At 41.7% G+C, this 20,784-nt stretch carries 18 protein-coding genes; 9 read left to right on the forward strand and 9 right to left on the reverse strand.

Annotated features, from left to right (window positions below):
- The first annotated feature begins 87 nt into the window (after window positions 1-87).
- On the forward strand, window positions 88-513 hold the full coding sequence (locus tag INP83_RS15940) for a hypothetical protein (protein WP_219125047.1): 426 nt from the start codon (window positions 88-90) through the stop codon (window positions 511-513).
- A gap of 17 nt (window positions 514-530) precedes the next feature.
- On the opposite strand, the gene INP83_RS15945 is transcribed toward INP83_RS15940, so the two are convergent.
- A complete protein-coding gene (locus INP83_RS15945; protein ID WP_219125048.1) occupies window positions 531-863 on the reverse strand; it encodes a Rieske 2Fe-2S domain-containing protein in 333 nt (110 codons plus the stop codon).
- Between the two features lie 3 nt (window positions 864-866).
- Window positions 867-1,640: a hypothetical protein gene (locus tag INP83_RS15950; protein ID WP_219125049.1), complete on the reverse strand. Its 774-nt coding sequence runs from the start codon at window positions 1,638-1,640 to the stop codon at window positions 867-869.
- 150 nt (window positions 1,641-1,790) lie between these two features.
- Here INP83_RS15950 and INP83_RS15955 point away from each other — a divergent pair, with 150 nt between their 5' ends.
- On the forward strand, window positions 1,791-2,414 hold the full coding sequence (locus INP83_RS15955; RefSeq protein ID WP_219125050.1) for a 7-carboxy-7-deazaguanine synthase QueE: 624 nt from the start codon (window positions 1,791-1,793) through the stop codon (window positions 2,412-2,414).
- Between the two features lie 39 nt (window positions 2,415-2,453).
- Entirely contained in the window at window positions 2,454-4,361 is a 1,908-nt protein-coding gene (locus tag INP83_RS15960) for an OmpA family protein (RefSeq protein WP_255563172.1), read from the forward strand.
- Between the two features lie 105 nt (window positions 4,362-4,466).
- Here INP83_RS15960 and recQ read toward each other — a convergent pair whose 3' ends face one another.
- Window positions 4,467-6,659, reverse strand: a complete 2,193-nt coding sequence (recQ, locus tag INP83_RS15965) for a DNA helicase RecQ (protein WP_219127709.1) — start codon at window positions 6,657-6,659, stop codon at window positions 4,467-4,469.
- 241 nt (window positions 6,660-6,900) lie between these two features.
- Here recQ and INP83_RS15970 point away from each other — a divergent pair, with 241 nt between their 5' ends.
- Window positions 6,901-7,986, forward strand: coding sequence for a mannose-1-phosphate guanylyltransferase (locus tag INP83_RS15970; protein WP_219125051.1), 1,086 nt, complete (start codon window positions 6,901-6,903; stop codon window positions 7,984-7,986).
- A 211-nt stretch (window positions 7,987-8,197) separates the two neighbouring features.
- Here INP83_RS15970 and rlmB read toward each other — a convergent pair whose 3' ends face one another.
- Window positions 8,198-8,971 carry a 23S rRNA (guanosine(2251)-2'-O)-methyltransferase RlmB gene (rlmB, locus tag INP83_RS15975; protein ID WP_219125052.1) on the reverse strand — a complete coding sequence of 258 codons (774 nt, stop codon included), beginning with the start codon at window positions 8,969-8,971 and terminating at the stop codon, window positions 8,198-8,200.
- 284 nt (window positions 8,972-9,255) lie between these two features.
- On the opposite strand from rlmB, the gene dnaB reads away from it, so the two are divergent.
- The gene (gene dnaB / locus INP83_RS15980; protein ID WP_219125053.1) at window positions 9,256-10,812 is read left to right on the forward strand and encodes a replicative DNA helicase; all 1,557 of its coding nucleotides are present in this window, start codon (window positions 9,256-9,258) and stop codon (window positions 10,810-10,812) included.
- 116 nt (window positions 10,813-10,928) lie between these two features.
- Here dnaB and INP83_RS15985 read toward each other — a convergent pair whose 3' ends face one another.
- Window positions 10,929-11,270 (reverse strand): tetratricopeptide repeat protein, encoded by a 342-nt coding sequence (locus INP83_RS15985; protein ID WP_219125054.1) that lies wholly within the window; start codon window positions 11,268-11,270, stop codon window positions 10,929-10,931.
- Window positions 11,271-11,343: 73 nt separating this feature from the next.
- On the opposite strand from INP83_RS15985, the gene INP83_RS15990 reads away from it, so the two are divergent.
- The 4 genes from INP83_RS15990 (at window position 11,344) to INP83_RS16005 (ending at window position 15,149) form a co-directional block, all read left to right on the forward strand.
- Complete coding sequence (locus INP83_RS15990; RefSeq protein ID WP_219125055.1) at window positions 11,344-12,081, forward strand: electron transfer flavoprotein subunit beta/FixA family protein; 738 nt, start codon at window positions 11,344-11,346, stop codon at window positions 12,079-12,081.
- 27 nt (window positions 12,082-12,108) lie between these two features.
- On the forward strand, window positions 12,109-13,086 hold the full coding sequence (locus tag INP83_RS15995; protein WP_219125056.1) for an electron transfer flavoprotein subunit alpha/FixB family protein: 978 nt from the start codon (window positions 12,109-12,111) through the stop codon (window positions 13,084-13,086).
- Between the two features lie 29 nt (window positions 13,087-13,115).
- Entirely contained in the window at window positions 13,116-13,718 is a 603-nt protein-coding gene (locus INP83_RS16000; RefSeq protein WP_219125057.1) for a bifunctional nuclease family protein, read from the forward strand.
- A 171-nt stretch (window positions 13,719-13,889) separates the two neighbouring features.
- Window positions 13,890-15,149, forward strand: a complete 1,260-nt coding sequence (locus INP83_RS16005; RefSeq protein ID WP_219125058.1) for a nucleoside permease — start codon at window positions 13,890-13,892, stop codon at window positions 15,147-15,149.
- Between the two features lie 66 nt (window positions 15,150-15,215).
- Here INP83_RS16005 and INP83_RS16010 read toward each other — a convergent pair whose 3' ends face one another.
- The 4 genes from INP83_RS16010 to INP83_RS16025 all read right to left on the reverse strand — a co-directional run bounded on the left by INP83_RS16010 (window position 15,216) and on the right by INP83_RS16025 (window position 20,783).
- On the reverse strand, window positions 15,216-15,818 hold the full coding sequence (locus tag INP83_RS16010; RefSeq protein WP_219125059.1) for a porin family protein: 603 nt from the start codon (window positions 15,816-15,818) through the stop codon (window positions 15,216-15,218).
- Between the two features lie 147 nt (window positions 15,819-15,965).
- Window positions 15,966-17,399: a TolC family protein gene (locus INP83_RS16015; RefSeq protein ID WP_219125060.1), complete on the reverse strand. Its 1,434-nt coding sequence runs from the start codon at window positions 17,397-17,399 to the stop codon at window positions 15,966-15,968.
- Between the two features lie 13 nt (window positions 17,400-17,412).
- Window positions 17,413-18,090 carry an ABC transporter ATP-binding protein gene (locus INP83_RS16020; protein WP_146270875.1) on the reverse strand — a complete coding sequence of 226 codons (678 nt, stop codon included), beginning with the start codon at window positions 18,088-18,090 and terminating at the stop codon, window positions 17,413-17,415.
- Between the two features lie 308 nt (window positions 18,091-18,398).
- The gene (locus INP83_RS16025; protein ID WP_219125061.1) at window positions 18,399-20,783 is read right to left on the reverse strand and encodes an ABC transporter permease; all 2,385 of its coding nucleotides are present in this window, start codon (window positions 20,781-20,783) and stop codon (window positions 18,399-18,401) included.
- Window position 20,784 lies beyond the last annotated feature (1 nt).

Raw genomic sequence — 20,784 nt, forward strand, 5'->3', positions numbered from 1 at the left:
CTTTTTTTGTATCCGTTTAACTTGTTTTTTCGTAAAACGAAGTGATGATTTGACCTATCGGTCGATAATTCCCCATCAATTCGTTACATGAAAATTGTTCTTTCTTTTCTATTCGTTCTATTTGTTTATAATGCTTTCGCTCAAACTCCTCAGGGTTGCATCATCGTATACCCTTATGGCACAGTACCGGCTTATCCAAATGTTTATGGGACTTTGCTGACCGGTGTCTCTGTACCAACAACCCAAGCTGCTGATATACAAGGCAAGCCGGTCTACAATGGAAATATTTCAAGCCCACCCGGAAACTACGCATGTTATATTAATCCAAATCCTACTTCAAAAAGAGAATGCGCTGTTAGAGGTGGCACCTCTTCATCTAATTATGTTTGGTACGGTGGTGTATTCGCTCAGAATTATTACAAATGCCCTATAGACGATTATTTGTTTTTATTGATGTTGCCAATTATTGGTTTGGGTCTATATTTCCTAAGAAAAAGGCAAATTATTTTTTAAATTTCTTTTGAAAGGATTTATTTTCCGAATACTTTGTTCCAGAAAGATTCGATGCCAACGTATAGTTGACCATCTCTAACTTCAATAGGATAAGTTTCAATAAAATCATTCTGCCCTGGATTACCCCTGCCCGTTTGCAAATCATAACCATAGCGGTGAAACGGACAAATGATCTTGCCATCCTTACACCAGCCACCGCTTAGTTCAGCGCCGGCATGTGGGCAAATTGCGCCAACACCGTAAAGAGAATCTTGGTAATTGACGATACAAATATTTTTACCGCCAACTTTAACCTTCTTAATAAATGGCTCAGATGATTGTTTTATATCAGGAACTGCATACCATTTCATCCCCTAATAATCAACTTTAAGGTTCATCAATGAAGGGTCTTTCATGATGTCGTCCATGTTGGTTATAAGCGTTACCTGCTTCCGGTCGGCAGAGAGGATGGCTTTAGGATTGCTTACCTTTTTTACAGGATGTGCAAAATTCATCACCACCTTATAGGGCATATCAATTAGCATAGCCTTTGCAGCAGCGAATGTCGATTTAGTTTTCTGTAAAAACTTTCCAAATTTGATCTTATCTATTATGCGTGAGAAACTGTGCGGCGTAACTTCATAAACATAATAATCCTGCCCGGCAACAAAGCGCTGTACAGAAAAAGCATTGGTATTTTTAGATGCCTTTTTAGGATCTATCAGATCAACCGCCGGCGTATTTACGGAAACTGTAGAGATATGCTGAAGATAATATTGCAGTTCGGCAGGCGTTTTAGCAACGTGGCTCATACTAACCTGCATAACGCCTTTGTTTAGCTCCATCTTTACCGAAAGGTCGCTGCTTTTGGCCATAGCAGCCTCTTCCGCATTTAGCTTGGCTGCCGAGCTATCAGGCAGTGCATCATAAAAATTAAGCGTGGTATCTTTAGCAAGGCTGAACTGTGGTGTAGCCCTTACCGAATCAGTAACCAGGTTCATTAGGATAGAAACCGCTTTACTCATATCAAAGCCATAAACAACCTTGCATGATCCATCTGCCTGGAAATCGTAATGTTCCTCAATATCAACGCATGAGCTTAATCCTAACAACGCAACAAGCAACATTGGGATGTACAACTTTCTCATACGCAGTATTTTTTGTAATTATAAATATTTTAGCTGAAAGGTAAAAGCCCAAGTGTAAGCTTAAAATTATCTGCATAATATCATTTTAAAGCTTTTACCCTTCGCCTTTAACCTTTTACCTTCAAAAAACTTACCTTTGCACCCTTAATTATGGCACACCAGGTTCCGGAAGATGGCACATTGCTTCCTTTAATGGAAGAGTTTTACACGATACAGGGCGAAGGATACAACACCGGTAAGGCAGCGTATTTTATCCGCCTCGGCGGGTGCGATGTAGGTTGCCATTGGTGCGATGTTAAGGAAAGCTGGGATGCTGAGCTGCATCCGCTTACGCTCTCAGATACGATAGTTAAAAATGCCATGCAGCACCCATCCAAAGCTGTGGTGGTTACTGGCGGCGAGCCGCTGATATATAATCTTGATTATCTTACCGGCCAACTACAACAGAACGGCATCAAAACGTTTATAGAAACATCGGGTGCTTATCCCCTTTCAGGCAGTTGGGACTGGATCTGTCTTTCGCCTAAAAAGTTTAAGGCACCTACCCAACAGGTTGCCAACAAGGCCAATGAGCTAAAGGTCATCATCTTTAATAAATCTGATTTTGCTTTTGCAGAGCATCATGCCAGCCTGGTTGGGCCTGATTGTAAATTGTACCTGCAGTCTGAATGGTCAAAACACCAGGAAATGACGCCGTTGATCGTAGATTACGTAATGGCAAACCCCCAATGGGAAATTTCGTTGCAAACACATAAATACCTCAACATTCCATAGTCTTTTTGAAACATAGCGCATCAATTAACGTATAGGTTGATGATGCAAAAATTCTGCTTTCTTATATTCACTTTTTGCCTGGTTGCTGTTTCTGTTTTTGCGCAGGATAAACGTTATAGCACCAACAATCAGGAGGCCATTAAAAATTTTGCGCTTGCTAACCAAAGTATAGATGACCATCTGTACGATGAAGCTATCTCCTTACTACAAAAGGCCGTTGATGCCGATAGTAAATTTATTGAAGCACATGCGCAACTTGGAGATGTTCTGCGGATGCGAAGGATGTACAAACCGGCGGTAGAGCAATTCCAGAAAGTTATCACCCTTGATCCGGAGTTTAACAAAGGTATCTATCTAAAAATCGCTGATAGTGAGATTTCGCTTGCCATGTATGAGCCAGCCTTACATCACCTCGAAAAGTATGTAACCTATACCACTAATACTCCGCAAAATATTTCTTATGCACAAAAGCTAATTGCAGATTGCAAGTTCAGCATACAGGCCATTGCCCATCCGGTAGCTTTTAAGCCGATTAACATGGGGCCCGAGATCAATACTGCTGATGATGAGTACCTGCCCGTTGCCACTGCAGACGAAGCTGAATTGATATTTACCCGTAAAATCAACAACAACGAGGACTTTTACAAAAGCATGAAAGCTGACAATAAATGGCAAAAGGCCACTTATCTCAGCAATATTATCAATACGCCAATGTATAACGAGGGCGCGCAATCTATCTCGCAGGATGGTAAGTACCTTTTCTTTACAGGATGTAACCGCCCCGATGGTTTAGGCAGGTGTGATATCTATATTGCCCAAAAACGTGGTGACGATTGGGCCAAGCCTTTTAGTATTGGTGCGCCATTAAATACCAGCGGATGGGAAGCGCAGCCATCCATAAGTGCAGATGGACGAACCATGTATTTTGTAAGTAACCGCAAAGGCGGCTACGGGGGTTATGATATCTGGAAATCTCACCTTACAGATAAAGGCTGGAGCGAGCCTGAGAACATGGGCCCCGGGATCAATACGGCTTATGATGAGCAATCGCCATTTATTCACCCGGACGATAGCACGTTTTACTTTTGCAGCAGCGGCTGGCCGGGTTTGGGTGCTAAAGATCTTTTCGTTAGTAGATTAGGTAAAGACGGCAAATGGCAGAAGCCTGAGAACCTGGGCTATCCCATTAATTCGTCTGGTGATGAGAACGGTTTAACACTTACTGCAAATGGTAGTTACGCCTTCTTTGCCTCAAACGCGTTAAAAGGTTACGGTGGTTTCGATATCTATACCTTTGAAATGCCTGAGCGTATTCGCCCTAAAGTGGTCACTTACGTTAAAGGTACTGTACTGGACAAAAAAACAAAAGCGCCACTGGAAGCTGCCGTTGAGATCATTGATCTGCAAAAGGACTCTCCTGTTTACCAGGATTACAGCTCTGAAGATGCTGGCGAATTTTTGGCTACGTTGCCGACCGGTAAAAACTATGGTTTAAATATTTCGCGGGAAGGCTATTTGTTCTATTCGGATAATTTCTCGCTTATTGGTTTAAAGGATAAAAAAGCTTTTAACATAACCGTATCGTTATCTCCTATTGAAGTGGGCAATAAAGTGATCTTGAAGAACATTTTCTTTGATACAAATAAGTTTGATCTTAAACCGGAATCAAAGGCAGAACTTCAGAAGCTGGTAGAATTTATGGAAGTTAACCCTACCATCAAAATTGAGATCTCAGGTTTTACAGATAACGTGGGTAACAAAGACCCTAATCAAACCCTCTCAGAGAAACGAGCTAACTCAGTATACCAATATCTTGTCTCAGCAAAAATAAAGGCTGATCGTCTGGTTTATAAAGGTTATGGTGAAACACAGCCTATAGCAGATAATGCAACAGAAGAAAACCGTGCGTTAAATCGTAGAACAGAGTTTATGATAATTGCTAAATGAGGTAAAAGCTGAAAGGTAAAAGGTTTTAACTTACATTGGTTTAAACAAGAAAGGCCTGAGCATGTTGCTCAGGCCTTTCTTGTTTATCCTTTAACCTTGACAAGCTTAATTCCCTAACTCGCTCATGAACTTGATACGCATTAGTTGAACTTCTTCGCGGGTGTAGTCGTCAGAGCCTAACTCGGCAAGTGCAGAATCTATGGAATCGCACTCGGCAGTTTTAAAGTAATCAAATACTTCGTCCTGCTTGTCCTCATCTATCACTTCGTCTATATAATAGTTAAGGTTAAGCTTGGTACCCGAGTTTACGATGGTTTCAACCTCTTTCAATATCTCCTCATAAGTAAGGCCTTTTGAAGCAGCAATATCCTCAAGCGCCAAATGGCGGTCGATATTCTGAATGATAAACACCTTAAGTGCCGATTTATTAGCTGCACTCTTGATCACCATATCAACCGGGCGGTCAATATCATTATCCTCAACATATTTCTTGATAAGATCGATAAAAGGCGCGCCAAACTTCATGGCCTTACCGGCACCAACTCCTGATATTTGCTTCATCTCATCCGTACTGATAGGATAATGCGTACACATTTCCTCTAATGACGGATCCTGGAAAATAACAAATGGAGGTAAACCTTTTTGCTTAGCTACTTTTTTACGCAGATCTTTAAGCATCTGCAACAGCTGCGTATCAAGCGCTCCACCTCCGTGTTTAGGGCCTTCATCGCCTTCATCAGCATCCGTAGGGCCCATATCACGGTTAAGCAGGAACCTGATGCTGTAAGGATTTTCAATGAACGAATTGCCTGCTTTTGTTAAATGCAGCAACCCGTAATTATCTATGTCCTTAGAAACGAAATTATTCAATAAAGCTTGGCGGAGCAGTGAGTTCCAAAGGTTTTCGCCACGCTCTTTACCGCAACCAAAGGCCTGCAGTTTATCGTGCTCGTAACTTTTTACCTGTGCATCATCTTTGCCCATCAAGATGTTGATGATGTGCGCATCATCAAATTTTTCTCCTGTTGCTTTAATCAGGCTTAAAACACAATGTAAATGCTCTTCGCCGTCGAAATGAGTTTTAGGTGCACAGCAATTATCACACATGTTGTTGCAACCAGCTTCGTTAAAGTTTTCACCAAAATAATGCAGTAACTGCTTACGGCGGCATACTGATGATTCGGCATAGTCAATAACTTCCTTAAGTATCTGGGTGCCTATTTCACGTTCGGCTACAGGTTTATCTTTCATAAACTTCTGCAGCTTATCAATATCCTTTTCAGAGTAGAAAGCAACACAAACACCCTCGCCACCATCACGGCCGGCACGGCCGGTCTCCTGGTAATAACCTTCCATGCTCTTAGGCATATCGTGGTGTATTACGTATCTTACGTCGGGTTTATCTATACCCATACCAAAGGCTATGGTAGCTACAATAACCTCCACATCCTCCATCAGGAATTTGTCTTGCGTATCCGCACGCACCTTAGGGTCTAAACCGGCGTGGTACGGCAAAGCCCTAACGCCGTTAAGGTTAAGCGCCTCGGCAACTTCCTCCACCTTTTTACGGCTAAGGCAATATATAATGCCAGATTTACCTTGGTTTTGCTTTACAAACTTTACAATCTCTTTAAGTACCGTGCGTTTAGCCCTAACCTCGTAAAACAGATTTGAGCGGTTAAAAGATGATTTAAACACCGTGGCGTTATTCATCTGCAGGTTTTTCTGGATATCCTGCTGTACTTTAGGCGTTGCGGTAGCGGTTAAAGCGATGATTGGAATGTCATCGCCAATATTGCTGATCACCTGGCGTATCTTACGATACTCAGGCCTGAAGTCATGCCCCCATTCAGATATACAGTGAGCCTCGTCTACGGCAACGAAAGACACATGGTTTAATCTTAAGAAATCAATGTTCTCCTGCTTGGTTAAAGACTCCGGTGCAACATAAAGCAGTTTTGTTTTGCCGCTTAACACATCGTCTTTAACTTTTAATATATCTGATTTGGTTAATGAAGAGTTAAGGAAGTGTGCAATACTATCAGACCCGCCGAAAGCTCGTAGCTGGTCTACCTGGTTTTTCATTAGTGCTATTAGCGGAGAGATCACAATCGCTGTGCCCTCGCTCATAAGTGCGGGTAACTGGTAACACATAGATTTGCCACCACCGGTAGGCATAATCACAAATGTATCGTTCCCTGCTAAAATATTGGTGATTATCGCTTCTTGTTCTCCCTTAAAATTATCAAAACCGAAAAAATTTTGGAGATTATCAAAGAGCGACTTTTTTGTCTCGATCATTGCTTGATTGCGCGTTTTGGAAATACGGTTGAAAATACAAAATTCTAAGTATAAACGGCTGTTCATTTCAAAAAATTATACTGAAATGATTATTCTTTTTGAAAACAATTTACCGATTTAAACATTTAATGAAAAGTAAAAAAACGGCTGAAATTATTTAGTTTTTCGATGTTTTGAAATCTCAAATTAATGTACATCTTTAGCCCGGATTTTGCCAAATTAAAATCTATCGTTTAGAATGAATAACAACTACTACGCCATCATTATGGCAGGCGGCATCGGCAGCCGTTTTTGGCCTATAAGCCGCACCTCACACCCTAAGCAGTTTATTGATATTTTAGGTACAGGAAAAACCCTTATTCAAAATACCTACGAGCGCTTTTTAAAAGTTTGTCCGAAAGAGAACATCTACGTTGTTACCAACGAAAACTATACCGACCTGGTGAAACAACAATTGCCGGATATGGCAGATAACCAGATACTCACCGAACCTGTTATGCGTAACACCGCGCCCTGCGTAGCATACGGTTGTTTCAAAATTGAAAGCTTGAACCCTGATGCTGCCATTGTGGTAGCACCATCAGACCACCTGATATTGGATGAAGCAGCATTTATAACGGCGATAGAGAAATCGTTAAAGACAGCTTCAGAGAACGACCTGTTGATCACTTTGGGGATAAAGCCATCTCGCCCTGATACCGGTTATGGATATATCCAATACACAGATGAAACACTTAATGATGATTTCCATAAGGTGAAGACCTTTACAGAAAAGCCAACATTGGAACTGGCTAAAACCTTTATCCAAAGCGGCGACTTTTTATGGAACGCGGGTATCTTCGTATGGTCTGCTAAAGCCATTGTAGATTCTTTTAACCAGCACTTGCCGGAGATGCACGAGATATTTGCAGAGGCCCGTTCTGTTTACAATACCGATGAAGAAAAAACATTTGTGCACAAGGTTTACCAACGTTGCATCAATATTTCTATCGATTACGGAATTATGGAGAAAGCACCTAACGTTTACGTACTACCTTCAGAATTTGGTTGGAGCGACCTGGGTACCTGGGCATCTATCTATCAACTGGCCGAGAAAGATTATGTTGGCAACGCCGTTATCCCAGCTGATAAAGTGATCATGTATGACTCATCTAACTGTATGGTGAATGTTCCGGAAGGTAAATTGGTAATTATCAAAGGCCTGCATGATTTTATTGTAGTAGAGTCTGATAACATACTAATGATCAGCCCAAGATCTGAAGAACAAGGCGTAAAACAAGTAGTTGCTGACGTGAAACAGCAGTTTGGAACAAAATACGTTTGATAAGCGAATCACGACTTTTATAATCAAGAACCAAGATAAAGGCCCGACAATTTTTAATGATCGGGCCTTCTTATTTTATCTTGTTTCATAATTTTAATTCACTGTTTCTATTTAGCGACAAAGCGCTGCCTTATAGCTTTACATAAATAGTGATCAGAGATATGTGATTACAGATCAGTTAAAAATGCAACTGATCTCTTATCACAGATATCTAATTAGCTGCGGCGAAGCCGCGCTGCCTTATAGCCTCATATAAAATTATTCCCGTTGATACCGATACATTAAGAGATTCTATTTCGCCGTACATCGGTATTTTGGCAAGATGGTCGCTAATACGGATGATCTCATTTCGGATGCCGTCCTCCTCAGAACCCATTACGATAGCAGTTGGCGCGGTATAATCAGGCGTGTAAAGATAATCGGTAGTTTTCTCGGTACAGCAAACCAGTTGCAAGCCCGATTCTTGTATAAATTTTACCGTTTGTATAAAATTATCATGGCGGCAAACCGGAATTTTATACAATGCCCCTGCTGAAGTTTTGATAGCGTCGGGATTTATCTGCGCAGAACCACGTGCCGGCATTACAATGGCATGCACACCCGCACATTCTGCCGTACGTGCTATAGCACCCATGTTGCGCACATCAGTAATGCTGTCAAGTATAAGTAGCAGTGGCACCTCTCCTTTTTCAAATATCTGAGGAATTATGTCTTCTATCTTTTGATACGTTATCGGCGATATAAATGCAATAGCTCCCTGGTGGTTCTTCATGGTGATGCGGTTGAGTTTCTCTACCGGCACCTGCAGGGCTATAATGTGATGTTCCTGAAGTACTGCCTTAAGCTCGTTTAACAATGGCCCGCCAAGACCACGCTGTATGTAAAGCGACTCGATTTCTTTACCTGCATTTATGGCTTCAATTACGGCTCTGATGCCAAAAACCAATTGGTTACTTTCTCGTGCAGGTTTAGAATTATACGTCATTATCTGTAAAAAAATTTCGTCAAAAGTACTCATATTAACTGATTAAACCAGTACATTAATGAACCGTGCCTTTCCATAAGGTGCAGAGTTGTTAACATGATCCAACAATTATCAACACAATTAATAACCAGATACTTGCGGCGTTATTAACACGTTTTAAACATTTGGTGTTAACTATTAACCGCGAAAATTATAGCGCTGATAATGTTTCTGTTGAAACCTAAATACACTATGTGGATGAATTATGAGCATGCGCCAGTAAAATTTGTATATTTTTGTTTGCTATGATTTTTGAGAACGATTCCCCTAATTACAAAGCCAACACCGGCGAGCGCAGAGCACGTTTCACCAATGCGCTTCCGCAGAATAATATGGGCAAAATACCGCCGCAAGCCCTTGATTTGGAAGAGGCTGTGTTGGGTGCTTTGATGCTGGAGAAAGATGCCCTTTCATCAGTAATTGACGTTCTTAAACCCGAAGTGTTTTATGATATCAGGCACCAGAAGATATTTGCTGTAATAGCACACCTTTTCGAAAAAACTTCTCCCGTTGACATTCTTACGGTTACTGCACAGCTTCGCCAAACGGGTGAGTTGGAAATGGTAGGCGGAGCTTATTACATCACCGAATTAACCAACAGGGTTGCTTCTGCTGCAAATATTGAGTATCACTCGCGTATCATCATTCAAAAATTTATCCAGCGCGAACTGATACGTATATCAACTGACATTGTAACCAATGCTTACGAGGATACCAGCGACGTGTTCGACCTGCTTGACAAGGCTGAGAAAAACCTCTTTGAAATAGCGCAAAATAACCTGCGTCGCGATTCGCGCAAGATGGATGACCTGATGCAGGAAGCGCTACGCGACATCGAGGCGCTTAAAGACAAGCAAGATGGCCTTACCGGTGTTGCCTCTGGCTTTACGGAGCTTGACCGTATGACCTCTGGCTGGCAAAAATCCGACCTTGTGATCATTGCGGCCCGCCCTGCTATGGGTAAAACGGCTTTCGTACTTAGTTGTGCCCGTAACGCGGCGGTTGACTTTGATAAGCCTGTTGTAGTGTTTTCGCTCGAGATGTCGTCTGTACAGTTGGTGAATCGTTTAATTTCCGGAGAAACGGAAATTGAGCAGGAAAAGATCCGCAAGGGTACATTAGAAGAATGGGAATGGCAGCAACTGCACTCAAAGATAGGCAGGTTGGAGCAGGCCCCGCTTATCATAGATGATACCCCATCCCTTAACATATTTGAGTTCCGCGCTAAATGTCGTCGTTTAAAATCTCAGCATGATATCCAACTGATCATTATTGACTACCTGCAGCTGATGCATGGTAAAAGCGATGGTAAAGGTGGTAACCGCGAGCAGGAAATAGGTAGTATTTCGCGTGCGCTTAAAACCGTGGCAAAAGAGCTTAATGTGCCTGTAATTGCACTATCGCAGTTAAGCCGTGCCGTAGAGAGCCGCCCTGGTGGATCGAAACGCCCCATGTTGTCTGACTTACGTGAATCCGGTTCAATTGAACAGGATGCAGATATGGTATTGTTCCTTTACCGCCCAGAATATTATGGTTTGGATGTGGATGAAGATAACAATCCTACCCAAGGTGTTGGTGAAGTTATCATCGCAAAACACCGTAACGGCGAAACTGGTCGCGTAAGATTGAAGTTCGTTGGTAAATACGTTAAGTTTACCGACTTGGAAACAAACATGGACGGCTTCCCCCCTATGAATGCAGCTTTCTCGGGCTTAACACCAAACCAAGATTTTGATAAACCAAGCAACTTCATCATCCGCCCGTCACGCATGGACGATATGGAGGATGAGCCGCCGTTTTAATTTAGAATCAAGAACCAAGATACAAGACAAAAAGCCGCTAATGTTTTATAAGCGGCTTTCTTATTTATCTAATTTTAAAAATCCTGATTCTTGTGTCCTGACTCTTGATCTAAAAATCAATAATAATCGTCATCATCATCAAAGCCCACGAGATTATTATAAACCCCCTGTAGCTCTGATAATGCATGCATATCACGTTTAGCACGGGTCACCTCAATCCCTTTTTGGTAGATGGCTATCGCATCATCACGGCGGTTTAGCGCCTCATACAATTTGCCTAAATGATAGTACGTTCCTGTATAATTTGCGTGATTGTTTACCAGGTCTTCATAATAAGCCAGAGCCTTCTGCGTATCATTTAAACGCAGATATTCTGTTGCCAGTGCGTATTTCAAAAACTCATCATTCGGCTCATTTTCTATAAAGGCCAACAGCTTCTCTAATCTGCTTGTGTCCATTTCAAACTCGTTCTTTTTTAACTAAATTTGCCCGTAACCCTAATCAAATACCTATAAAAACCAATTATATATTATGAAAGTATTGGTATGTATCAGTAACGTTCCGGATACCACGACAAAAATAACCTTTACCGATAACAACACGCAATTTAATACCAACGGCGTTCAATTTATTCTTAACCCATACGATGAGATTGCGCTTGCGCGTGCTATTGAACTAACTGACGGCGGTAAAGGTTCGGTAACTGTGATAAACGTTGGTGATGCTTCAACCGAAGCCACTATTCGCAAAGCCCTGGCCATTGGCGCAACTGATGCCGTGCGGATCAACGCCAAACCGCATGATGCCTGGTACGTTGCTTACCAGATAGCTGAGTATGTTAAACAAAATCCTTTTGACCTGATCCTGACCGGCCGCGAATCCATTGACTACAATGGTTCTAAAGTTGCAGGTATGCTGGCCGAATTACTTGACATTCCATCAGTTTCCATCATTAAAAAATTGGATGCTACTGATAGCGAAGCCACCGTTGAGCGCGAAATAGAAGGTGGCAAAGAGGTAATAACCCTCCCCCTGCCTTTTGTAGCCGGCACAGCTGAAGGCGTTGCCGAGCCAAAGATTCCTAACATGCGCGGAATAATGAGTGCGCGCACCAAACCGCTTACCGTTGTTGAGCCGGTAGAAGTGCCTACAACTTCGGAGATCATCAGCTATGAAACGCCTGCGCCACGCGGACAGGTTACTTTGGTACCAGCCGATGATACAGCCAAACTGGTTGAGTTACTTCACAGCGAAGCCCGCGTTATTTAATTTATTTATAACTACCAACAGATCAATATGTCAGTTTTAATATATGCTGAAAATGCCGATGGCAAATTCAAAAAATCGATATTCGAGGCTGTGTCTTATGCCAAAGCCATTGCCGACCAAAAGAGGACCAACCTTGTAGCCATTTCCATTGGTGATGTTGCTGCCGATGAGCTGGCCGCACTTGGCAAATATGGCGCAGAAAAAGTGTTGAATGTAAGCAACGATAAACTTAAGAACTTTGTAAACCAGGCTTATGCATCGGTAATTGCAGAAGCAGCGAAAGCGCAAGGTGCAGACATAGTTGTTTTGTCAAACTCTTTTAGTGGCCGTGGCCTTGCTCCCCGGGTTGCTGTTAAACTACAAGCCGGTGTTGCCGATGGCGCTGTTGCCTTACCGGAGCAAAACGGTGGCAAGTTCACAATTAAAAAGACCGCTTTCTCCGGTAAAGCTTTTGCCGTGGTAGAACTTACCTCAGCCAATAAGGTTATTGCACTTACCCCAAACTCTTACAAGGTTGTAGAAACAGGTGGCACCGCGCAGGTTGAGGATTTTACCGTTGAAACTAAAGAATCCGATTTTAAGCAGATGCTTAAAGAGATCGTTCGATCTACAGATAAAGTTTCCTTACCTGATGCCGAAATTGTTGTTTCAGCCGGCCGTGGCTTAAAAGGCCCTGAGAACTGGGGCATGGTTGAAGAACTGGCTGATCTGCTTGGCGCAGCTACAGCATGTTCCAAACCTGTATCAGACGCAGGCTGGCGCCCCCACAGCGAACACGTTGGTCAAACGGGGATCGCTGTAAGCCCTAATCTTTATATTGCCATTGGTATCTCGGGGGCAATACAGCACTTGGCTGGTATCAGCTCGTCAAAAGTTATTGTTGCAATAAACAAAGATGCCGAAGCGCCGTTCTTCAAAGTAGCTGATTACGGCATTGTAGGCGATGCTTTTGATGTATTGCCCAAACTTATTGCTGCCGTAAAGGAGTATAAAGCATCAGCTTAAAGTGTATATTTGCAGTGATGGGTAACGACATGAAAAAGATCGAGCTGGACATTGTTGGGCTATCTTACAGCCAAACACAATCCGGCGCTTACGCTTTGGTTTTGGGCGAGGTAAACGGCCGCAGACGGTTACCAATTATTATAGGCAGTTTTGAGGCGCAAGCTATTGCTATTGAAATTGAGAAGATGACGCCAAGCCGTCCGCTTACACATGATCTTTTTAAAAGCTTTGGCCAGGCGTTTAACATCAACATACAGGAGATCATTATCTACAACCTGGTTGATGGTATCTTTTATGCTAAACTGGTTTGCTTTGATGGCAAAAAAACAGTTGAGATAGATGCCCGCACATCTGATGCCATCGCGGTATCTGTGCGGTTTGACTGTCCTATCTATACATACGAGTTTATCCTGTCAACGGCAGGCATTGTGATAGAGGGTAACGATTTTGTTTACCTTGAAAACATTAATGAAACACCGGAAGATAAGACCGCAACACACTCTGCAACAGGATCTTATACTACTTTAAGTGAAGAAGAACTTAAGATAAAGTTACAGGACGCACTGGCTGAGGAGGCTTATGAAAAAGCCGCAAAAATAAGGGACGAATTGAATAAGCGTAAAGCATCATAAATAAAAAAGGGAAGTGTAAACTTCCCTTTTTTATTGCGCTACATACTCATCTTAAATTATAACGTATCAGATCTGTAAATCGAAAATTAGTTAATTACAGTTTCATAATATTTCGTTAATTTTCGCCTTTGTTTAAACATTGATTATTACTGACTTTACCGCCTGAGCTCTATGAATATTAAGTTTCGCTTAATACTGATGAACTTTATGCAATTCTTTATTTGGGGAGCCTGGCTGCTAACCATTGGTGCATATTGGTTTCAAAATAAACAATGGTCTGGTGCGCAATTTGGCGCAATATTTTCTACTATGGGCATCTCCTCTATCCTGATGCCTACCCTTACCGGAATCCTTTCTGACAAATTCATAAATGCCGAAAAGTTATACGGCATCATGCACTTCTTAGGCGGTTTAACATTATGTATTCTGCCCATGATAACAAACCCGGTAACTTTTTTCTGGGTGATGCTGGTTAATATGGCTTTCTATATGCCTACACTATCTTTATCAATTACGGTCGGTTATTCGGCTTTAAAAAGCCAGGGTATTGATATCGTTAAAACCTTCCCGCCTATCCGTACATGGGGAACGGTTGGTTTTATTGTTGCATTGTGGACAGTAAGCCTAACCCATAACGAAACATCGGCTAATCAATTCTATATATCTGCAGCGGTGGCTTTTGCATTAGGGATCTATGCCTTCACTTTACCGAAGTGCCCGCCGCTTAACAAAAAAGCAGACAAAAAAACGCTGGTAGATGTATTAGGGTTAAACGCCTTCGCTTTATTTAAATCACCCCGTTTTGCTATTTTCTTTGCTTTCTCGCTTTTGTTAGGCGCTGCTTTACAATTAACCAATGCATATGGCGACACTTACATTCATGATTTTAAAAATGTACCGGCATATCAGAATACTATCGCTGTAAAGTATCCGGCAATTATCATGTCTATCAGCCAGATCTCTGAGACATTATTTATCCTGGCCATTCCTTTCTTCCTGCGCAAATTTGGTATTAAGTATGTAATGCTGTTCAGCATGCTGGCATGGGTGCTTCGCTTCGGTCTTTTTGCCTTCGGCGACCCTGCTAATGGCTTGTGGATGATCATCCTATCCTGTATCGTTTACGGTATGGCGTTCGATTTTTTCAATATATCCGGCTCCCTTTTCGTAGAAACACAAGCTTCACCTGAAATTCGCGGCAGCGCACAAGGGCTATTTATGATGATGGTGAATGGGTTCGGTGCACTGTTCGGCAGCTTTGCAAGTGGTGTTATCATAGACAAGTATTTTACACTTGCCAACAACACTAAAAACTGGCACGGCATCTGGATCACATTTGCGCTTTATGCCCTGGCCATTTCAGTAGTTTTTCCTTTTGTTTTTAAATACAAGCATAACGCAGCTTTAAAACATGCTATAGAGCATGCATAAATTTTATATAACAATAAAAAAGCCGGTGTATTTAAATACACCGGCTTTTTTGTGATTGTAAATGTCTTACAAAAACGCGTAACCTAAGCTCAGGTTAAATAAGCTTACACGGGTTTTATAGTTGGTAGAACCATCAAAATACTCTTGTTTAGTTAAACCAGCTTCATATCGTAAATCGATCGAGAACCTTCTGATATCAACACCTGCACCAGCAGTTAACGCGAAGTTTGAATCTTTATAACGGAAAGCAGTTGCCTGGCTTACAGCGGTACCAAAGTTATTGTCTTTATTAATAGCGAACGACAATAGCGGACCTGCGTAGAAACGGCCGCCTAAACCAAATGCGCCAACTTTGCCGCCTAACAATAAAGGCACATCTATACTGGTAAATTTGGCAGAACCAATTTTTACATTGCTGCTGTTAATATCAACGTTTTTGCTGGTGATGTATAACTCCGGTTGGAAGTTAAAACCAATAGCACCAAAACGAGCCCAGAAACCGGCAAGGTAACCTGCACGGTTATCAGAACTGAAAGTACCATTATTGTTTGATAGGCTCGATAAGTTAACACCGGCTTTGGCACCAAATTGCACCTTAGGTAGCAATTGTGCTTTGCTTATTGTGGTAAATGCAGCAAATAAGCTGAGGGTAAGTAATAATTTTTTCATCGGTTTTATGGATTTTAGGGTTTAACATAGTTTGCAACATTTTGTGTTGTTGCTGCAATTTTATTTATAAAATATTTTTGATAAATATAAAAAGTCCGGACAAGTGAATCTCTCATCCGGACGATATTGTTATAAGGTTATTTGAGTTTACAGTGATAATCGGCCCTGGTAATAATCTAATATCTTGTTGTAGATATAGCAATCGTAACGTGCATTTATCAAGTTAAAGTTTGCACGGTCAAGATAGTTTTTAGCTAATACATAGTCTACGGAGTTAAGCACACCGGCATTGAAACGTATCTCGGCAATACGGAAAGACTCTGCATAGGCCTTCACCTGCTCCTGCAAAGCATTAAACCTATTGTATGCTGATTCCATGTTCAGGTAAGCCTGTTCAACATCCTGCCTAAGTTTGATCCGTGTATTTTCCTCAACGGCTTTGTAAGTTTCAAGATCAAGTTTAGCCTTAGCTACTTTATTGCGATTTTGGAAATAATTTAAGATCGGGATCCTGACGCTTATTCCAACTTGAGTACTATAGTTGTTTTTAAACTGATCATAGTAGCCAATGCTGCGGTTATCAAAGTTTGCCTGCGTTGACAATACGGGTTGCTGACCGGCTGCCGTGTTAATATACTGTCCGGTGTTAACCACGCTGGAGTCTCTAAATACAGAGCGCTGTGCAGCGCTCGAATAATTAGTGTATATACCGCCAAATAACGATACTGTTGGATATAGAACACCTTTGGCAACACTAACTGCTTTTTCAGCGCTTTTACGTCGCAGTGTGGCTGCTTTAACCAAAGCCAGTTGATTTAAAGCTGTTGAATATATAGTCTCAGAACTTGCGTCGGTTTGTTTAGAGAGATTTTGCGCATCAACAGGTGCCAGCGTAATACCTCTTCGATATGGTATATTCAATATCTGCAGTAAATTAAGCTTCGAGGTTTCAAGGGTTGATACCGCATTTACATAAGATAGTTGGTTATCGCCATAAGTACCTTTAAGATCATAAAGATCTGATGGTGTTTTGTTAGCACCCTTCTTCTCCAATATCTCAAGGCGGTCTACCTGTTGTTTAGCTACCGCCAGTTGTTTTTTTGCTTGCGATAACAATTCATTATTATCCAACACCTGCAAATAAGCAGTAATAACATTGATGGTTACCAGATCTTTAGCCTGTTGGAAATCCATTTTACCGGCTTCGTAAGCTAAAGATGCCTGTTTGATACGGTTAAGGTTTTGCAAACCACTAAACAGGGTAAGATCACCGCTAAGGCTGTAGTTTCCGTAGGTTAACGATTGATTGACATATGTGTTGGTAAACGGGTTAATGTTACGACCATTGTTGATACCATGATCAACCTGTGCGTTTACTGATGGCAGTAAATATTCTTTTGCTTGGTTGTTATCAATTTTAGCTGATTGGGCCAGTATATTGCTTTTTTTAACATCAAGATTATTCTTGATAGCAATATCTATGCATTGCTGCAGGTTAAGTACGCTATCAGCAGTTTGCGCTTGTACAAACGCCGGCGAAAGTGCTATTAAGGAAACAAGTAAAAATTTAGAGTATCGCATTTTGTATTATAGTTCAGAGGTTTTTGATGGACTCTACCCTTCCATCCAGCAGGTTTATGATACGCGAGCCATATTCAGCGTTTTTTTCAGAGTGCGTAACCTGGATGATGGTAACGCCGTCTTCTTTATTCAGCTTACGGAACAATTCCATTATCTCCTCACCCTGTTTTGAGTTAAGGTTACCGGTAGGCTCATCAGCCAATATCAATTTCGGTTTAGCTATTAAAGCGCGGGCTATACCAACCAATTGTTGTTGGCCTCCTGAAAGCTGCGCCGGGAAGAGATCCTTTTTGCCTACTATTTGAAACCTGTCAAGCATATCGGCAACCATGGCTTTACGCTCACTGCCTTTTACATCCTGATAGATCAAAGGTGTTTCGATATTCTCGGCAACGGTAAGTTCGTCAATAAGATGGTATGCCTGGAATACAAAGCCGATGTATTGTTTGTATAAAGCCGAGCGTTGCTTCTCTTTAAGCTGATGTACGGGTTGTTCTACAAAGTAGTGGTAGCCGCCTGATGGCTCATCTAACATGCCTATGATGTTAAGCAATGTAGATTTGCCTGAGCCTGATGGGCCCATGATCGAAACAAACTCGCCCTCTTCAACATCAAGGCTGATGTCGTTAATAACGTAGTTTTTGTTTCCGCCTACCTGGTAATACTTTGAAATGTGCTGCAGTGATAACATTTTTGATTAATTGTGATTGATGAATTAATGGGTTGTTTGTCCCGCAATTTCTTAAACTGTTTTGGTATTGATAAGTGAATTATATACCAAAGTCATAATTAATTGTATTTCAATACTTTATATTGAATTTATCAACATCTAACTGTACGCTTATGTACATGATGCGTACGGTTATGATACAGTATTGCGCGCGTAGTGATCAGAGATTGCGTGATTAGAGATTAGTTGGGGCGCGTATAAATTAAAAGAGGTTAAACTTTTAAGTCTAACCTCTAATTAACTGATCTCTGATCTCTAATCAACAAGCTCTATTCAGAGCGCAAACTTTTCACCGGATTGGTTAACGCGGCGCGTATAGCCTGAAAACTGATGGTTGTTAATGCCACTACTACTGCGAGGGTACCGGCCAAAGCAAACACCCACCATTGTATCTCAATCCTGTAGGCGAAATCAGCCAGCCACTTATGCATAAAATACCATGCTATTGGCGTAGCAATTAAGAATGATATTATTACCAGCTTCATAAAATCTATCGATAGCATATTTACGATGCCAGTTGTAGATGCGCCTAAAACCTTGCGGATACCGATCTCTCGGGTACGCTGGTAGGTTGCATATGATGCCAGCCCTAATAAACCCAAACAAGATATTGCAATTGCTAAGATGGCAAAGTTGAAAAACAACTTCCCAAAACGTTGTTCGCTTCGGTACTGGCGGTCAAAAAATTCATCAAGGAAATAATAGGTATAAGGCTTGTTAGGTACGTATTGCTTCCACTTGGTCTCAATTTGAGATAAGGTTGAAGGTAGGTTAGCAGCGCTTAGTTTTACAGACACCTTGTTTAAGGCCTTCATCTCCACCCGCATAGTCAGCGGGTCAATTTTTTCCTGTAATGATCGATAGTGAAAATTCTTCATTACGCCCACTATCTTACCTTCACGGCCCCATTGTTTAAACCTGCGTCCGATCGCTTTTTCGGGCGTGGCATAGCCAAACAGCTTTGCTGCCTCCTCATTGATGATCATGGCCTGGGCAGTATCGGTATTCATAAAATCACGGGAGAAGGGCCTTCCGGCAAGTATTTTGATGCCGTAGTTTTTGATGTAATCAAAGTCAACAAAATAAAGTGCAAGGTTAGCTACCTGCAGGTCGCCTTTGCTATTCTCTATCTCGGAATAAGCACCGTTTTCACCACCACCAGGCACACTCGAGGACAACGTAGCTCCCTTTACGCCGGGCAAACCGCTGATTGCCTGCCTAAAAGCATCCTGGCCAGGGTCGTTATCGGTTTCCAATACCAGTGTCTGGTCTTTAGAAAAACCAAGATCCTGGTTGCGCATGTAATTCATTTGATCGTATACCACAATGGTGCCGATGATAAGTGCAATGGAAATACTGAACTGTGCAACCACAAGTGTTTTTCGCAGTATGTTACCCTTTGTGCCGGTAGAGAACCTCCCCTTAAGAACAGATACCGGCCTAAATGATGATAACACCAGCGCGGGATAAACTCCGGCTAATAAACCTATCACCACCGATAAGCCAAACAAACCGGCAATATATCCAGGTGTAGTAAAGATACCCTCACTTACAGTTTTACCCGCCAGCTGGTTAAATAAAGGCAGCAGCAATGCAGATAAGGCTATTGTTATGAAAAAGGCTATCATACACAGAGCCACAGATTCGCCGATAAATTGTGCGGCCAATTCGCCCTTTGCAGCACCCACAACCTTGCGTATACCCACCTCCTTAGCCCGCTCAACAGACCTCGCTGTAGTAAGGTTAATAAAGTTTATACAAGCTATCAATAAGATAAATACTGCAACAATGCTAAAAATATAAACGTTACTCATGCTACCTACTTCCTGCCCGCCGCGGGTGGTGTGTAAGTACACATCTTTCATCGGCTCTAATAAAAGCTTAGCAAACATCTTACTTTCACGTGCATCCTTACCGTTATGTTTTTCCATGAACGGTGGAAACTTTGCTTCCAATGCTTTATAATTAGAACCGGGCTTTAATAACAAGTAAGTATTTGCACCATAGTTCCCCCATTGTTTATCAATATCCGGACGAAATTTTTGGGTAAGTGAAGTCATGGAAATCAAAAGATCCGCATGAATTTGCGAATTGCCTGGCATATCTTTCATCACGCCGGTTACTACTGCCGGCACGGCATCACCAGACATCAAAACCGTTTTTCCGATCGGGTCAGCATCTCCAAAATACTTCTTAGCTGTAGTTTCACTGAATACAATACTGGCAGGCGCAGTTAAAGCAGTATTTACATCACCTTTCAAAAGCTTAAAATCGAATACTTTAAAAAAGTTAGAATCGGCCAGCATGGCGTTATCTTCCTGAAATTTAATATTATCCTTACGAATCAGATAACCGCTTCGTTGCACACGTACAAATGCCTCTATTTCTGGAAATTCAGGTTTAAGATTTGGGGCAAACGCCCATGATGTAGCATCGGTATTAATGGTTTCTGACGGGCTTTTAATATCCGTAACCAGGCGGTAGATATTATCTACCTTAGTATGGAACTTATCATAGCTCAATTCAAAAGCTACATACATAAAAATGAAGAAACAGGCGGTAATACCTACCGAAAGACCTGTAATATTGATAAATGAAAACACCTTGTGTTTCCAAAGATTGCGTAAGGCTATTTTAAAATGGTTCTTTAACATG

It is taken from the genome of Mucilaginibacter sp. 21P (assembly GCF_019331605.1).
GTDB classification, from domain to species: Bacteria; Bacteroidota; Bacteroidia; order Sphingobacteriales; family Sphingobacteriaceae; genus Mucilaginibacter; species Mucilaginibacter achroorhodeus.

Excerpts from the sequence above, each read along its gene's own strand:
- INP83_RS15995 (WP_219125056.1), top strand. The coding sequence starts at position 12,109 with ATGTCAGTTTTAATATATGCTGAAAATGCCGATGGCAAATTCAAAAAA.
- INP83_RS16020 (WP_146270875.1), bottom strand. The coding sequence starts at position 18,090 with ATGTTATCACTGCAGCACATTTCAAAGTATTACCAGGTAGGCGGAAAC.
- INP83_RS15985 (WP_219125054.1), bottom strand. The coding sequence starts at position 11,270 with ATGGACACAAGCAGATTAGAGAAGCTGTTGGCCTTTATAGAAAATGAG.
- INP83_RS16000 (WP_219125057.1), top strand. The coding sequence starts at position 13,116 with ATGAAAAAGATCGAGCTGGACATTGTTGGGCTATCTTACAGCCAAACA.
- INP83_RS15960 (WP_255563172.1), top strand. The coding sequence starts at position 2,454 with ATGATGCAAAAATTCTGCTTTCTTATATTCACTTTTTGCCTGGTTGCT.
- INP83_RS15940 (WP_219125047.1), top strand. The coding sequence starts at position 88 with ATGAAAATTGTTCTTTCTTTTCTATTCGTTCTATTTGTTTATAATGCT.
- INP83_RS15955 (WP_219125050.1), top strand. The coding sequence starts at position 1,791 with ATGGCACACCAGGTTCCGGAAGATGGCACATTGCTTCCTTTAATGGAA.
- INP83_RS16015 (WP_219125060.1), bottom strand. The coding sequence starts at position 17,399 with ATGCGATACTCTAAATTTTTACTTGTTTCCTTAATAGCACTTTCGCCG.
- rlmB (WP_219125052.1), bottom strand. The coding sequence starts at position 8,971 with ATGACGTATAATTCTAAACCTGCACGAGAAAGTAACCAATTGGTTTTT.
- INP83_RS16025 (WP_219125061.1), bottom strand. The coding sequence starts at position 20,783 with ATGTTAAAGAACCATTTTAAAATAGCCTTACGCAATCTTTGGAAACAC.
- INP83_RS16010 (WP_219125059.1), bottom strand. The coding sequence starts at position 15,818 with ATGAAAAAATTATTACTTACCCTCAGCTTATTTGCTGCATTTACCACA.
- INP83_RS16005 (WP_219125058.1), top strand. The coding sequence starts at position 13,890 with ATGAATATTAAGTTTCGCTTAATACTGATGAACTTTATGCAATTCTTT.
- INP83_RS15945 (WP_219125048.1), bottom strand. The coding sequence starts at position 863 with ATGAAATGGTATGCAGTTCCTGATATAAAACAATCATCTGAGCCATTT.
- INP83_RS15950 (WP_219125049.1), bottom strand. The coding sequence starts at position 1,640 with ATGAGAAAGTTGTACATCCCAATGTTGCTTGTTGCGTTGTTAGGATTA.
- INP83_RS15990 (WP_219125055.1), top strand. The coding sequence starts at position 11,344 with ATGAAAGTATTGGTATGTATCAGTAACGTTCCGGATACCACGACAAAA.
- INP83_RS15970 (WP_219125051.1), top strand. The coding sequence starts at position 6,901 with ATGAATAACAACTACTACGCCATCATTATGGCAGGCGGCATCGGCAGC.
- dnaB (WP_219125053.1), top strand. The coding sequence starts at position 9,256 with ATGATTTTTGAGAACGATTCCCCTAATTACAAAGCCAACACCGGCGAG.